At 65.4% G+C, this 13,663-nt stretch carries 12 protein-coding genes; 10 read left to right on the top strand and 2 right to left on the bottom strand.

Features of this window, described 5'->3' with window-relative positions; translation table 11 throughout:
* Nucleotides 1–21: 21 nt before the first annotated feature.
* Entirely contained in the window at nucleotides 22–432 is a 411-nt protein-coding gene (locus HFK18_RS08745; RefSeq protein WP_180165830.1) for a hypothetical protein, read from the bottom strand.
* Nucleotides 433–1,295: 863 nt separating this feature from the next.
* Here HFK18_RS08745 and HFK18_RS08740 point away from each other — a divergent pair.
* The 4 genes from HFK18_RS08740 (at nucleotide 1,296) to HFK18_RS08725 (ending at nucleotide 5,596) form a co-directional block, all read left to right on the top strand.
* Nucleotides 1,296–2,234: a nucleoside hydrolase gene (locus HFK18_RS08740; RefSeq protein WP_180165828.1), complete on the top strand. Its 939-nt coding sequence runs from the start codon at nucleotides 1,296–1,298 to the stop codon at nucleotides 2,232–2,234.
* Nucleotides 2,235–2,321: 87 nt separating this feature from the next.
* The gene (locus HFK18_RS08735; protein ID WP_010484049.1) at nucleotides 2,322–2,564 is read left to right on the top strand and encodes a type B 50S ribosomal protein L31; all 243 of its coding nucleotides are present in this window, start codon (nucleotides 2,322–2,324) and stop codon (nucleotides 2,562–2,564) included.
* A gap of 296 nt (nucleotides 2,565–2,860) precedes the next feature.
* Nucleotides 2,861–4,138 carry a citrate synthase gene (locus HFK18_RS08730; RefSeq protein WP_033831906.1) on the top strand — a complete coding sequence of 426 codons (1,278 nt, stop codon included), beginning with the start codon at nucleotides 2,861–2,863 and terminating at the stop codon, nucleotides 4,136–4,138.
* A gap of 357 nt (nucleotides 4,139–4,495) precedes the next feature.
* Nucleotides 4,496–5,596, top strand: a complete 1,101-nt coding sequence (locus HFK18_RS08725) for a hypothetical protein (protein ID WP_180165826.1) — start codon at nucleotides 4,496–4,498, stop codon at nucleotides 5,594–5,596.
* Between the two features lie 220 nt (nucleotides 5,597–5,816).
* Here the strand turns inward: HFK18_RS08725 and HFK18_RS08720 are convergent, their stop codons facing one another.
* Nucleotides 5,817–6,590, bottom strand: a complete 774-nt coding sequence (locus HFK18_RS08720; protein ID WP_180165825.1) for a helix-turn-helix transcriptional regulator — start codon at nucleotides 6,588–6,590, stop codon at nucleotides 5,817–5,819.
* 93 nt (nucleotides 6,591–6,683) lie between these two features.
* Here HFK18_RS08720 and HFK18_RS08715 point away from each other — a divergent pair, with 93 nt between their 5' ends.
* The 6 genes from HFK18_RS08715 (at nucleotide 6,684) to HFK18_RS08690 (ending at nucleotide 13,350) form a co-directional block, all read left to right on the top strand.
* A complete protein-coding gene (locus HFK18_RS08715) occupies nucleotides 6,684–7,451 on the top strand; it encodes an alpha/beta hydrolase (RefSeq protein WP_180165823.1) in 768 nt (255 codons plus the stop codon).
* 109 nt (nucleotides 7,452–7,560) lie between these two features.
* Nucleotides 7,561–7,926 (top strand): NirD/YgiW/YdeI family stress tolerance protein, encoded by a 366-nt coding sequence (locus tag HFK18_RS08710; RefSeq protein WP_100553448.1) that lies wholly within the window; start codon nucleotides 7,561–7,563, stop codon nucleotides 7,924–7,926.
* A gap of 293 nt (nucleotides 7,927–8,219) precedes the next feature.
* Complete coding sequence (locus HFK18_RS08705; RefSeq protein WP_180165821.1) at nucleotides 8,220–8,726, top strand: CS1 type fimbrial major subunit; 507 nt, start codon at nucleotides 8,220–8,222, stop codon at nucleotides 8,724–8,726.
* Nucleotides 8,727–8,777: 51 nt separating this feature from the next.
* Nucleotides 8,778–11,501 carry a TcfC E-set like domain-containing protein gene (locus tag HFK18_RS08700; RefSeq protein WP_180165819.1) on the top strand — a complete coding sequence of 908 codons (2,724 nt, stop codon included), beginning with the start codon at nucleotides 8,778–8,780 and terminating at the stop codon, nucleotides 11,499–11,501.
* A 20-nt stretch (nucleotides 11,502–11,521) separates the two neighbouring features.
* Nucleotides 11,522–12,625: a CfaE/CblD family pilus tip adhesin gene (locus tag HFK18_RS08695; protein WP_180166064.1), complete on the top strand. Its 1,104-nt coding sequence runs from the start codon at nucleotides 11,522–11,524 to the stop codon at nucleotides 12,623–12,625.
* A 17-nt stretch (nucleotides 12,626–12,642) separates the two neighbouring features.
* Complete coding sequence (locus tag HFK18_RS08690) at nucleotides 12,643–13,350, top strand: pilus assembly protein (protein WP_180165817.1); 708 nt, start codon at nucleotides 12,643–12,645, stop codon at nucleotides 13,348–13,350.
* Nucleotides 13,351–13,663 lie beyond the last annotated feature (313 nt).

Here is a 13,663-nt window from a genome sequence, read left to right as displayed (position 1 = left end):
CGTGGATCTACTGGGCATTTGCTAGACGGCCGGCAACTGCGTACCCATGTATTCGGACAAACCACGGCAGGCCAGCAGCAGTCCTTCGCGGATGTCATCGCCTATCTGCTGCACTTCTTCGCCGTCCACGCGCACGCGCTCACTGGCGTGCAGCATCTCCAGCAGCAGGATCAGCCCGGCATTGGCGCGGTCGATGCGGGCCAGCGCCACACGTTGGCCAGGTGTATGCCAGCGGCTCGGCCACGGCTGACCATCGGCACCTTCGTCCTGGCGGATGCGCTTGAGGCAACCCAGCAGGGTGAAGCCGTCGTCCGTAGGGCCGGTCGCGGGGGCGGCGAGGGTGGTTTCCAGCGCCTGCGCCAGCTCATCGGGGATGCTGGCGGCGGCATCGCCCAGCGTGGCGAACAGGAAGGGATAACGGGATGCGGTCATGTCGGCAGTCCTTGTGCGCAAGGCAAGAGGCCACCCACGCGAAGGTGAGGGTGGCGGACGGTGAGTGGTTGCAATACCGGTGACTACCTCAAGAACGCCGGCGGGCGCGAAGCCCCCACGCACCGCCCGCCATAGAACGCACGGACGGATTGCCTGCCGGACGCCACGCAGGAACACGCGCGCAACGCCGGCAGGCAAGCGTAAACAACAAGGCAGTCAAACGGGATTGCAAGCCCGTGCCATCCGTTGTCGATGGCCCCTCATGATGTCCACGACAGCCCTCGTCGCTTCAATGAGAATCATTGGAAAAGTCGAAAACGCTGCAATTGCAGCGTGGCCCTGCAAGGCAGGCCGATTACGTCATCTTTCCCGATCCCTCCGACATCCATCCACGCATGGCGTGGATCTACCGTGTCGACCAAGGTCGACACCCACCAACAGCAGCAGGGTCGACACCCACCAGGAGCAGGTCATGCGTCCATCCACGCATGGCGTGGATCTACCGTGTCGACCAAGGTCGACACCTACCAACAGCTGCAGGGTCGACACCCACCAAGAGCTGCAGGGTCGACACCCACCAACAGCAGGCCATGCCATACCGACAGATCACGGAGAACTGTCGAAGGCGGGGTGGGTCCGGTTGCGGGGTCGTGAGCGCCATGGATGGCGCGACCGAGCCTACATGGACGTATTCACGGCGTCCCCCGCCACCGGACCCACCCCGCCATCCCAAGGAATCCCAGCTTTTGCCGTTGCCGTTGCTCCGGCCTCTGCGGGTGCAGGGCGCCGCCCTGCCGAACCCCCATACTTGCAACGGTCATCTTCCCGGTCCACACTTCGTTGCCGATCTGAAGACGGCAACGATGACCAAGAAGATCCCGCTGTTGATCGATACCGACCCCGGTGTCGACGACGCACTGGCCCTGCTGATGGCCTTCGCCGATGAACGGCATGACGTGGTCGCCCTGACCATCGCCGCCGGCAACGTAGGCCTGCAGTACACCGTCCGCAACGCCCTCAAACTCTGCGACATCGTCGGCCGCACCGACGTGCCGGTGTTCGCCGGCAGCCCCGATCCGCTGCTGCATCCGTCCGTTGACGCCGCCCACGTGCATGGCCGCGATGGCTACGGCGACGTGGACCTGCCGCCGCCGAGCCGCCAGGCCGCCGCCGAGCACGCCGCGCTGGCGATCCTGCGATTGTCGCACGAACATGCCGGCGAACTGATGCTGGTGATGCTCGGCCCGCTGACCAACCTGGCGCTGGCGCTGAAGCTCGACCCGACGCTGCCCCAGCGCATCAAGCGCATCGTGGTGATGGGCGGTGCAGTCACCTGCCACGGCAACATCACCCCCGCTGCTGAATTCAACATCGCCTTCGATCCGGAAGCCGCGCATGTGGTGTTCACCGCGTTCCCGCACCTGCTGGTGTCGGACTGGGAAGCCACCGTTGCCCACGGCCTGCCGCTGACCGAAGCCGAACAGTGGCTGGGCGCCGATTCCGATCGCGCGCGCTTCTACGAGCTGATCTCGCGCAAGACCCGTGGCCTGTCCGAAGACAGCAAGGGCGGGCGCTGGTACACCGCCGATGCGCTGGCCATGGCCTGGGCGTTGAACCCGGAAGGGCAGCTGCAGGTCGAGTCGCGGCCGCTGAATGTGGAACTGAACGGCACGTTCAGCCGTGGCGCCACCATCGTCGACTGGAACCGGCAGACCGGCCAGCCGGACAACTGTGATCTGCTGATGGCCTACGACCAGGGGCGTTTCGAGGCCCTGGTACGCCAGGCCCTGGGCGCGGACTGAGATTCGCCCCGCGCACTGGTTGCCCCGGGCGGCAACCAGTGCTTATAATGCCGCTCTTGACCACCAGCCCATTTACGGTGTGAGCCCATGAAGGCCGATATCCATCCGAACTACCGCGACGTCGTCTTCCATGACGTCACCTCCGATTTCAAGATCCTGACCCGCTCGACCATGGCGACGAAGGAAACCATCAAGTGGGAAGACGGCAACGACTACCCGCTGGTGAAGGTTGAAATTTCCTCGGCTTCGCATCCGTTCTACACGGGCAAGCACAAGGTCATCGACACCTCGGGCCGTATCGACAAGTTCCAGAAGCGCTACGCGCGCTGATACGTCGTACCCGGTTCGAACCGACGGCCGCGCTCTGCGCGGCCGTTTGTTTTTGTCCGACGCCTGCCCAACGGGCGTTTGGATGGACGGAACACTGCGTCCTTGTGACAACGCGTTTGCCGATCCCGGCCGCTCGCTGGCAGGGTGTCGGCTGCCTGTCGTCTACGACTTCTGTCTAGCGCCCGGCAAATGCTGCTGTGCGATAATGACCTGATCCCCGGCACAGGCCGAGGACGTCATTCACGTGCCTGACCAATGCGCTTGGGCAGGCGCCTTCCCATGAAGGAGCGCACACAGTGTCCGATCTTGATCAGGTCACGCTCAACGCCGGCGATAAGTCGGTCGTTCTGCCCGTCATCAAACCCACCCTCGGCAACGACTGCGTCGACATCGCGAAGCTGACCAAGGAAACGGGGTATTTCACCTACGATTCCGGTTTCACCGCGACGGCCAGCTGCAAGTCTGCCATCACCTACATCGACGGCGACAAGGGCGTGCTGCTGTATCGCGGCTACCCGATCGAGCAGCTGTCGGAGAAGTCGAGCTACGTCGAAGTGGCCTACCTGCTGATCAACGGCGAGCGCCCGAGCGCCGAGCAGCTGAAGGCCTTCACCGACGAGCTGGCTGCCGAAGCCAACGTCGATGCGTCGATCAACACCCTGATCGGCAGCTTCGCCAAGGATGCCCATCCGATGGCCATCCTGACCGCCGCCATCGCGCAGCTGTCGGGCATCTACCATGCCTCGCTGGACCTGTCCGACGCCGAACAGCGCCGCCAGGCCGCCGTGCGCCTGATTGCCAAGGTGCCGACCCTGTCGGCGCTGATCTACCGCCATGGCAAGGGCCTGCCGGCCAACAAGCCGGACACCTCGCTGGACTACGTCAGCCGCTTCCTGAAGCAGACCTTCGAGTCGGCCGATGGCAAGTACGAACTGAACCAGGACGTGGTCAAGGCGCTGGATCTGCTGTTCATCCTGCACGCCGACCACGAGCAGAACGCGTCGACCTCGACCGTGCGTCTGGTCGGTTCGACCGGTGCCAACCCGTACGCGTCGGTCGCCGCTGGCGTCACCGCGCTGTGGGGTCCGGCCCACGGCGGTGCCAACGAAGCCGTGCTGAAGATGCTGGAAGAAATCGGTTCGGCCGACAACGTCGAGTCGGCCGTGCTCAAGGCCAAGGACAAGACCTCCGGCTTCCGCCTGATGGGCTTCGGCCACCGCGTGTACAAGAACTTCGACCCGCGCGCGAAGGTCATCGGCGAGATGACCGGCAAGGTGCTCAAGCAGCTGGGCGTGCAGGATCCGCTGCTGGACGTGGCCGTGAAGCTGGAACAGGCCGCGCTGCAGGACGAGTACTTCGTCGCCCGCAAGCTGTACCCGAACGTCGATTTCTACAGCGGCATCATCTACAAGGCGCTGCAGATCCCGACCGAAATGTTCACCGTCATGTTCGCCCTGGGCCGTACCTCCGGCTGGGTCTCGCATTGGCTGGAACAGCAGGTCGACCCGGAAATGAAGATCGGCCGTCCGCGCCAGGTCTACACCGGTCACGACGTGCGCGACTACCAGGGCTGATCGCCCCGCGTAGGTTGTGCTGAAGGCGCCCCGCGATTGCGGGGCGTTTTTTTTTGCTTCTGGTAGATGCCAACCTTGGTTGGCAAGCTTTCGGCGCTCGCGAAAAAACATCCACGCATGGCGTGGATCTACTGCAGCCCTGCCTCGGTAGGTGCCAACCTTGGTTGGCACGCTTTCCCATCCACGCATGGCGTGGATCTACCACGGCACCCCGCCTTTGGTAGGTGCCAACCTTGGTTGGCACGCTGTTCGCCGCGCCAAGAGCGCGTGATTCAAGGGTCTCACCAGCTTCACAAGCGCTCGCGCAGCCTCAGGACGCTAGCTGCACCTGCAGCACTGATACGGAGCATCCAACCCATGAGTACCCGTTTCGACCTGCCCGAGCGCGATCCACTCGGTCCTGACATCGCCACCGTGGTGGCCACTCCCGTTGTGCCAACGCCAAGCGAAAGCGCGGTGTCCTGGGGCGCCATTTTCGCCGGCGCCGTTGCCGCTGCTGCACTGTCCCTCATCCTGCTCATCCTGGGTGTAGGCCTTGGTCTGTCATCGGTATCGCCGTGGTCGTTCGAGGGTGTTTCCAAGGAAACCTTCGGCTGGACCAGCGTTGCGTGGCTCACCTTCACCGCGCTGGCCGCTTCCGGTCTGGGCGGCTATCTGGCAGGCCGCCTGCGCACCAAGTGGACGCAGATCCACGGCGATGAAACCTACTTCCGCGATACCGCGCACGGCTTCGTGTCGTGGGCCGTGGCCACGCTGCTCACTGCCGGTCTGCTGACCTCGGCCATCGGTGGCGTGCTGGGCGCCGGCGCAAAGGTGGCCGGTGCCACCGCGGGCGCTGCTGTCTCCACCGCAGGCGTCGCTGCTGCCGGTGTCGGCACCGCGGCTGCCGGCGGTCAGGAAGGCGACCTCAACTACTGGGTGGATTCGCTGTTCCGCAACGCCACCACGACGGGCCCGGACGCCGCCGGTGCACCTCCGGCTCCGCCGGCAGCGGGCGCAGCACCGGGCAATGGGCCGATGGACCCTGCCGCACCGCCGCCGCCCCCGGCCGCCGCCAGCGTTGGCCCACGTGACGCGCGCACGGCTCCGCCGCCGCCGCGCCCGATGCCGGGCAATGGCCCGATGGGCGACCGCCGCGAAGTCCGTGCCGAAGTGAACCGCATCATCGTCAACAGTCTGCAGGGGGATGGCCTGGACCCGGCCGATACCCAGTACCTGTCGCAGCTGATCGCGCGCGAGACCGGCATGAGCCCGGCTGAAGCGCAGGCCCGTGTGACCGACGTGCAGACCCGCATGCGTGCTGCGCTGGAAAAGGCCAAGACCACCGCCAAGCAGGCTGCCGACGATGCCCGCAAGGCCACGGCGCATGCCGCGCTGTGGCTGTTCATCACCCTGCTGATCGGCGCGTTCTTCGCCAGCCTCAGCGCCACCTGGGGCGGCCGTCGCCGCGACCTGTAATCCGCATCCGATGCAAGGAGACCTGCCATGAAGACGCTTCTGCTCTGGTTCCTGGGCGTACCGATTCCGTTGCTGATCCTGTACGCGATCTTCTTCTGAGATCGTGTCGTTGAGTGAGACCCATCAGGCCGCCGCAAGGCGGCCTGATGCCATCCAGTGGCGCGAGCCACGCTCGCCGCATGCGCGCAGTGCCGCGCGGCAGCCGAATGCCTCCCCAGTACTACGCCTCTGCGTACCGGCTCGGCGAACTTCCCAGCACACGCCGGAAGGCCGCAGAAAACGCGCTCGGGCTTGCATAGCCCAGGTCCAATGCCACATGCGTCACCGGCTGGCCCTGTCCCAGCCGCTCGATGGCCGCCAGCAGGCACACCTGCTGCCGCCACTCGGCGAAACTCACCCCGGTATCGGTGCGGAACAAGCGCGTGAAGGTGCGCCGGCTCATGCCTGCTTCTGCGGCAACGTCATCGAGGCGGACTGCCAGCGAGGGAGTATCGAACAGGACACGACAGACACGTGCAATGCGTGCATCGGCGGGCAGCGGTGCATGCAGGGAAAGTGTCGGCATCGATGCGATCTCCGCCACCAGCAGCTGCATCAGTTTGCCTGCGCGCCCGTCCTCGTCGTACAGCGGGGGCAGGTCCACCGCCGCCTCCAGCAGCAGCTGCAGCAGCGCAGAGACCGCGTACACCCGGCAGTGCTCCGGCAGCGCCACTGCGTCGGCCGCCTCGGCGGAGAGAAAGGCGTTGAGCATCGTCACCGGCCCCTGCATGGTCATCTCATGCGCCAGGCCTGCAGGCACCCAGCAGGCGCGCCGTGGCGGAACCAGCCAGCGCCCCTGCGGCGTGGCGACACTGATGGTGCCGCGCGCAGCGAACGCGAACTGCCCACGCCGATGGGCATGGCGGGGAAACGTGGACTCGGCTGCGTAGTCGTTCGAGGTGACCACGACATCGCGTGGCAGGTCTTCGTAGGGATCAAGCAGCGAATTGCGCATGGCCCGGATTCTATAGCGATTGACCCGTCATCGACGGCGCCACTGAGGCGCGCTGCCTAGCATCGGGGATTCCCGAAACTGCACTGGAACCCCATGGCCAATACCTTTCATCGCGTGGGGCACGGATCGCACCCTGTCCTGGTCCTGCACGGCTGGTTCGGCGACGCGCACGCGTTCGAGCCGATCGAGCCCTGGCTGTCGCGTGACGACTTCAGCTACCTCTTCATGGACTGCCGCGGCTACGGCGGCATGCGCGATGCGCCCGGGGCGTACACCATCGACGAGATTGCATCCGACGCATTGGATCTGATGACTGCCCTGGGCCACGAACGCTTCAGCGTGGCGGGTCACTCGATGGGCGGCATGGCCATTGAACGCATGGCGGTGCTTGCGCCGGAACGGATACGCGGCATGGTGGCCATTGCGCCGGTGCCCTGCGGCGGCATTGCCTACGACGCCGCAACGCGAGATCTGCTTGAAGCGGCAGCCGGGGACGTCGGCATCCGCCGGACCATCATCGATCGCAGTACCGGCGGACGGCTGCCGGCGCAATGGCTCGACTGGAAGGCCGCGTATTCGGCGGCACATGCTTCACCTGCAGCATTTGCTGCCTATCTTCCAGCGTGGGCGGATACCGATTTCAGCAATGAGATCGTCGGCACTCATCGGTTGAAGGTGCTGGTGGGCGGGCACGATCCCACCTTCAACCGTGCACTGATGGAGCGCACGTATCTGCGCCGCTACCGGCAGGCCGCGATGGAGGTCCTGCAGGATGCCGGGCATTACCCGATGAACGAGACGCCGCTGGCCCTGGTTGCGGCCATGGAATCGTTCCTGAAAGAGGCGTCGGGTCCGGGATGAATGGTTTCTGACATTGGATGTCGTTTTCAGATCTTTTCGGATTTATTGCATGGGCATCACATTCGAGGCGATAGAACCTGAGGGTACTTATCCCTGCATGGAGAACACCATGAACCGACGACTCACCCTTGCGCTCCTCGCCACCTCCTTGAGCCTGCTCAGCGCCGGGGCTTTTGCCCAGTACACCGGCCCGGGCGCCACCAGCGCCGTCACCACGGTTGCCGAGGCGCGCGACCAGCGTGACGACCAGCCGGTGGTGCTGCAGGGCACGCTGGTGGCCAAGATCGGCCATGAGCGCTACCGCTTCAAGGACGCCACCGGCGAGATCGATGTGGAAATCGACGACAAGGATCTGCCCAGCCACCAGGCTGTCAGCGCGACCACCGTGGTGGAGCTGCACGGTGAAGTGGATACGCACCGCTTCAAGCCTACCGACATCGACGTGGATCATGTGCGGATCGTCAGCACGCGTTGAGGCGACGGTAGTGCACCCGTGCGTCGAGCATGGCCCGAATAAACAAGAGTGCGTGTCTCGCAATGAGGGTTGTTGCAAAAGCCGGATGAGGAAGTTTGCATAACCCTCAAACATTGAACGCCCTCAAGGAATCTCCTTAACGTTCAGTTATTTAGGAATGCTTGAATGGCCGGCGCAGGGTAGGCATACCTACCATTCTCTCGTCGGCCGCACCCACCTCTGCGGACGGCGCTTCCCTCCCTTTCTCCTTGGGGAGGGGAGCTTTCATATCCCCCTGTCCGAGAGAGACAACCATGCACGCCATTCTGAAGAAGGCCACGCTCGCTGCAGCGCTGGCCACCGTTTCGCTGTCCGCCCATGCATTCGACGCCGACATCAAGGTCTGGGCCAACGTCGACCCGACCCTGGCCCTGCTCAAGGCCGATGGCACCGCGCTGGATTCGGTCGTCAACATGATCCACAACCCGGTCAGCGGCCTGGTGCCGTGGTCGCAGCAGGTGCGCGTCTACTCCAACGATGAAGACAAGGACATCGAAGTGCGCGTTGGCAGCACGCCGCAGCTGCTCAACACCGATGGCAGTGGCGCACCGGTGCCGCTGACCGTCAGCCTCAACGGCAAGGCGCTGACCGTGGCCGCGCAGGACTTCTCCGCCTCCGATCTGTTCGACGGCGCGCTGCCGGGCGCATCGATTCCGATGCCGCTGCGTATCGCGCAGACCGTCCAGGCGCCGATCGCCAAGGGCGGTACCTACGAAGGCATCGTCACCATCGCCATGCAGCAGAAGACCACCAGCCCGTAAGGCGCCCGCGCCGGCCCGCTTGCCGGGCCGGCCGCTTCCGGTAACACCCCCATGAAATCTCCCGCACCCGCCGTCACCCGGCTGGCGGTCGCGCTCGCCCTGTCGTTGGCCACGCCCCTGGTCGCGGCGCGCGGCGTTCCCGCCGGTTTCGAGGATCTGGTCGAAGGCCAGACCGAACAACTCGAGGTACGCCTGTTCGGTCGTTCGACCGGGCTGGTGCCGGTGCGCGTAACCCTGGAACACGTGCAGCTGGAGGCTCCGGCCGAGGCGCTGCAGGCATTGCAGCTGCCCGCCGAGGCACAGGCCGCGTTGTTGCCAGCGCTGTCGCAGCCGCTGCCGCGCAACAGCCATCTGGCCTGCCGTTACGGTGGCGCCAGTGCCGGTTGCGGTTACATCGATCCCCCCGAGGAGCCCACCGCCGTGCGCGCGCTGTATGACGAAGGCGAGGGCGCCGTGCGCCTGTTCGTCGCCCGCCAATGGATTCCCGGCGAACCGGCCGCCGAGCGCTACCACCAGGTCAGCGCCAATGCCGAAAACGCCTTCCTGCACCAGCACACGCTCAATGTCAGTGGCGGCCGCGGTTACCAGTCGCTGGCCGCGCAGGGCATGGGTGCGCTGGGCGTGTTCCAGCGCGGGCACCTGTCCGCCGACTGGACCTTCAGCCAGCAGCATTACCGCGGTGGCCGTGCCAACCGTGATTTCCAGCTGGACAACGCCTACTACCGCCACGACCTGGGCCAACAGCACTACCTGCAGGCCGGGCGCATGGACCGCCGCAACCTGAGCAGTCCGCAGGGCGGCACCTTCAGCTTCAGCATGCTGCCGATGGACCGCTTTCAGGGCCTGCGCCTGGGTACCACGCAGGCCTACGTGGATTCCGCCGCTGCCGTGCAGGCCACGCCGCTCACCGTGTTGCTGGCGCGCGATGCACGCGTGGATGCGTTCGATGGTGAGCGCCTGCTGCAGACTTTCTACCTGCAGGCCGGTATCAACCAGCTCGATACGCGCCGGTTCCCGCTGGGCAACTACACCATCACCCTGCGCATCTACGAAGACGGCGTACTGGTGCGCAGCGAAGACGCGCCGTTCGACAAGGGTGGCGACTGGACCGACAGCAGTGTGCAGTGGTTCATGCAGGGCGGCCGCCGCAACGAGCGCCGCAGTGACCGCTTCGATGATGAGCTGGCGGCGATGGGCGGCGTGCGCGTGCCGATGTCGCGCAACGTGGCGGTGACGGCGGGCCTCGCCGACCTCGGCGGCTTTAGCTATGGCGAACTGCGGCTGGACCTGCGCCACGTGTTCGCCACCCAGGAGATCCGCGCCACCTTCAGCGGCATGCACGGCAGCGACGGCAGCCGTGGCCAGCAGCATCAGCTTTCGTATCGACGCCGTGCCTCGTGGAATGTGTACCACCAGCGCATGCGCGGCCGTGCCTGCCAGTTCGAGGACGATGCGCGCGACCGGCTCGGCTGTGCCGACTCGCTCAGCGCCTCGATGGCGCTGCCGGTGGCCGGCGGCAATGCCTATCTGGCCTATACCCGCCGCCAGACCTGGCGCGCAGGCACCGTGCAACCGGGGCTGGGGGATGATCCGATGGCCGGGCTCGACCCGCTGTTGCCGCCGTGGATTCCGCAGCCCGCACGCGTGCCGCAGCTCAGCCGCACCTGGCAGGCCAGCTACAGCCGCAGCCAGCGCTGGGGAGAGTTCAGTGTCTCCGGCCGGATCGGCGTGTGGCAGCAGACCAGTGGCGGTGGCCTGCTCGATGGCCGCGACCGCGGCATCTATTTCAACGTCAGCCTCAATCGCCTGCAGCGCGGTGACCGCGGGAGCTCGCAGCGTCGCTACGGCCTGGATGTGCGCCAGCCGCAGCACGCACGACCGGACGTCAACTACAGCGCCGGCCAGACCCTGCGCCAGGAGTACGAAGACCAGTACCGCGAAGTGTCCGGCGAACTACGCGGCAACAACAACGAACGGTACAGCGCCACGCTGAGCGGGCAGCTGCAGAACCGCATCGGCCAGACCGGTGCCACGGTATCGCGCTACCAGCACCAGGGCGGCAACGAGGTGGCGTACAGCGCCACACACAGTTCCGGCCTGGCCATCGGCTCGCGCGGGCTGTACTGGGGCGCAGGCGTGGGCGCCGATGCCGGGCTGGCGGTGCAGGTGGATGGCACCGACGATCTGGACCTGACCGGCGTGGCCGCCGAACTGCAGGTAGGCGGACTGCGCCGGCAGCGGCTGAAGCTGGGCGAACGCCGCCTGCTGCCGATTTCCGCCTACCAATCGCACCGCGCCGAAGTGCAGGACGCCAGCGCACTGGACAGCATCGCGGCCGTGCGTGTGAGCGGCGTGGGGGGCGCACGCCCGCTGTTCCTCTCGCCCGGCCGGCTGGTGCGTATGCCGGTGCCGATTGAAGTGACCTACACCTTCATTGGCAACGCCCACGACATCGCCGGCGCACCGCTGCGCGGCGCCCGCATTCTCAACGCGCCGGTGCCTGGCACCGGCAGTAATGGAGGCTTCGTGGCCGACTTCCCACGACGCGAAACGACCCTGTACCTGCTGCAGGACGACCGGCTGCTGCACTGCCCGCTGCATGTGCGCGAGCGCCGCAGCGTGGTGATGCTGGTGGGCGCCGTGCAGTGCGAACCGCTGGCCGTGGCCCAGCTACCCGCCGACATCCGCCATCAGGCACGGGTGACGCGACTGCTGCAGGAGCAGGCGTTGATTGCGGCCACGCCGCAGACCGCAGCAGCGGGAGGTGCGCAGTGAGCCGGCGGGTGTGGTGGGTGATGGCTGTGCTGTGTGCGCTGGTGGTGCTGGCGCCGCGGGCGATGGCGCAGCGGCCGCCGGAGACGCATCCGACGAGTGAACATCGCGACATCGTGATGAGCTGGGATCGCTCTGCGATGCCTGGGGATATCGAGTTGTGGGCGCCGAGGACTGTGTTGGGCTACGAGGCAAATTCGACACGCTACGGAACACTGCACCTGACTTGCCGATCGTCAACTGACGCAGCTCAAGGACGGTGCCCTACTGCCGGCACTGAGTTTGATACTGGCCGGGGGGCGGTAACGATTCGCGCTACCGAGAAGCGGTCGGGATTGGTCGAGGAGATACAGCTGCTGGGCTCCCTCGCGAGAGCAATGCCTGGGCGAGGTTGTTCAAGTGACTACTGGGGCAAGGCGGTGCTTCCGCCATGGTCTTCCTCTGCAGCTGAGTGCGCGGGGGAATGGCCGATAGGTACAGGCGCTCACTTGGAGTTGCCGAGTTCCGAGCTTGAAAGGCTTGTGGCCGGAACATGGGAGGCAGTTGTTTTCCTCGACCTTCATGAAGCGGTCAACGGCCCAGTGCTCGCGACCTACTCGTTCAAGTTCGACTTCACAATCACCGACTACAACGCAGTCTCCATCTACTTCCCGCTCTTCGACCAGGTCACCCCGCACGTCGGCCTGAACCTGCAGTACGACCCGATCGCCCAGACCGTCGGCGGCCGAACCCAACTCGACATGTGCCTGTATGACGGACTGGGCTCGCAGAGCCAGTACCTGGGCGTCACCGTGCGCGACAGTGGGCCGCGCCCGCCGGGGCCTTCCGGCTATTCGGTCTGGCATACCGAAGGCGGCAGTGACGCTACGCAGCGCGTGGACTACACCGTCACCCTCGATCACAACGGCAGCGCCTTGCCCATGCGCAACGGTGTGGAGCAGCTGCTGCATGGCATCGATACCGCAAAGCTGCGCCTGGTGCTGCTACCCGGCATGACGCAGCCGGTGTTCTGCGTGCCCACGCCATTGACGCTGGAAACCCCTCGCGTGCCGGTCAGCAGCAAACGCCCCGGCTACTACGACGGCGATCTCAAGGTGGAACTGCGCGTTCCCACTGTCACGCCCTGATTCCCATGGAGCCCCCGATGAAGCCTCTCATTCGCTGCCTGCTTCCCTTGTCGCTGCTGATGGCGATGCCTGCCCACGCCAACCTCACCGTGCACCCCATGCGCACATCGGTAGACGTGAAGAAGGGCGCGCAGATCCGCATCTATTCGCAGTCCACCCAGCCGCAGTACGTGCAGGCCTCGATCAAGCGCATCGTCAATCCGGCCGGTGCAGAAGAACACGAGGTCGAGGTCGAGCCCGGCGAAGCGGCCATCGCCATCACCCCCGGCAAGTTCGCGCTGGCCGGTGGTGGCAATCGCCTGATCCGGGTGATTCCGCTGCAGCCGGTCGAGAAGGAAACCGCCTACCGCGTGTACTTCGAAGGCGTGCGTGGTCCAGACGGCATTGAGCGCGCGGGCGATGGCGAGCGCGCACAGGCCAATGTCGGCGTCAGCCTGATATGGGGTGCGCTGGTCAATGTGCTGCCCGCGCAACCGGCCATGGCGGTGCAGGTGGAAGGCAACCGCCTACACAACACCGGCACGGTGCGCGTGGGCATCACCAGCATCGCCGACTGCGATGGCGCGCGCTGCACGGCGCACGACGTGTCGCGAAGCCTGTATCCGGGCAGTGCGTTGGAGCTGCCGTTCCCCGTGCAGCCGGGACACACGCTGCAGATGCGTTATCGACTGACCCGCGATGGCTATCGCGAATACGTACAGACCCTGGCGCCCAGCGCCGGTTGATTCCTCAGCCCCGCCAGCGGCGCTGGTGGGGCTCTTTCTGACATTCCTGTTAAGGAGATCCAATGAATCGTATCTATCGTCGTTTGTGGAGCCGCGCCAAGCAGTGCTGGGTGGTAACCAGTGAGTTGTCCCTGGGAAAACGCAAGGCTGCAAAAGGGGCGCAGGCATGTCTCAGGAAAACAGTATTGGCTGCGGCACTACTTGGGATGGTCCCGTATGGGGCTAGCGCAGGCGCAGTTTTCTATGGTTGTGATAGCAAAACATCTGGTCTTGTTCGCTGTGCACCGTTCATTGGGCATGAGGACATCGGATA

The sequence above is a fragment of the Stenotrophomonas sp. SbOxS2 genome (assembly GCF_013416715.1).
Classification (GTDB): domain Bacteria; phylum Pseudomonadota; class Gammaproteobacteria; order Xanthomonadales; family Xanthomonadaceae; genus Stenotrophomonas; species Stenotrophomonas lactitubi.
Note: the sequence above shows the minus strand (reverse complement) of the source record. Positions and strands in the feature narration are given on the sequence as shown.

Bases quoted from the DNA above. Each gene is read 5' to 3' on its own strand.
- HFK18_RS08720 (WP_180165825.1), bottom strand. From the start codon at position 6,590: ATGCGCAATTCGCTGCTTGATCCCTACGAAGACCTGCCACGCGATGTC.
- HFK18_RS08740 (WP_180165828.1), top strand. From the start codon at position 1,296: ATGACCAAGAAGATCCCGCTGTTGATCGATACCGACCCCGGTGTCGAC.
- HFK18_RS08735 (WP_010484049.1), top strand. From the start codon at position 2,322: ATGAAGGCCGATATCCATCCGAACTACCGCGACGTCGTCTTCCATGAC.
- HFK18_RS08710 (WP_100553448.1), top strand. From the start codon at position 7,561: ATGAACCGACGACTCACCCTTGCGCTCCTCGCCACCTCCTTGAGCCTG.
- HFK18_RS08695 (WP_180166064.1), top strand. From the start codon at position 11,522: ATGGCTGTGCTGTGTGCGCTGGTGGTGCTGGCGCCGCGGGCGATGGCG.
- HFK18_RS08705 (WP_180165821.1), top strand. From the start codon at position 8,220: ATGCACGCCATTCTGAAGAAGGCCACGCTCGCTGCAGCGCTGGCCACC.
- HFK18_RS08715 (WP_180165823.1), top strand. From the start codon at position 6,684: ATGGCCAATACCTTTCATCGCGTGGGGCACGGATCGCACCCTGTCCTG.
- HFK18_RS08725 (WP_180165826.1), top strand. From the start codon at position 4,496: ATGAGTACCCGTTTCGACCTGCCCGAGCGCGATCCACTCGGTCCTGAC.
- HFK18_RS08700 (WP_180165819.1), top strand. From the start codon at position 8,778: ATGAAATCTCCCGCACCCGCCGTCACCCGGCTGGCGGTCGCGCTCGCC.
- HFK18_RS08745 (WP_180165830.1), bottom strand. From the start codon at position 432: ATGACCGCATCCCGTTATCCCTTCCTGTTCGCCACGCTGGGCGATGCC.
- HFK18_RS08690 (WP_180165817.1), top strand. From the start codon at position 12,643: ATGAAGCCTCTCATTCGCTGCCTGCTTCCCTTGTCGCTGCTGATGGCG.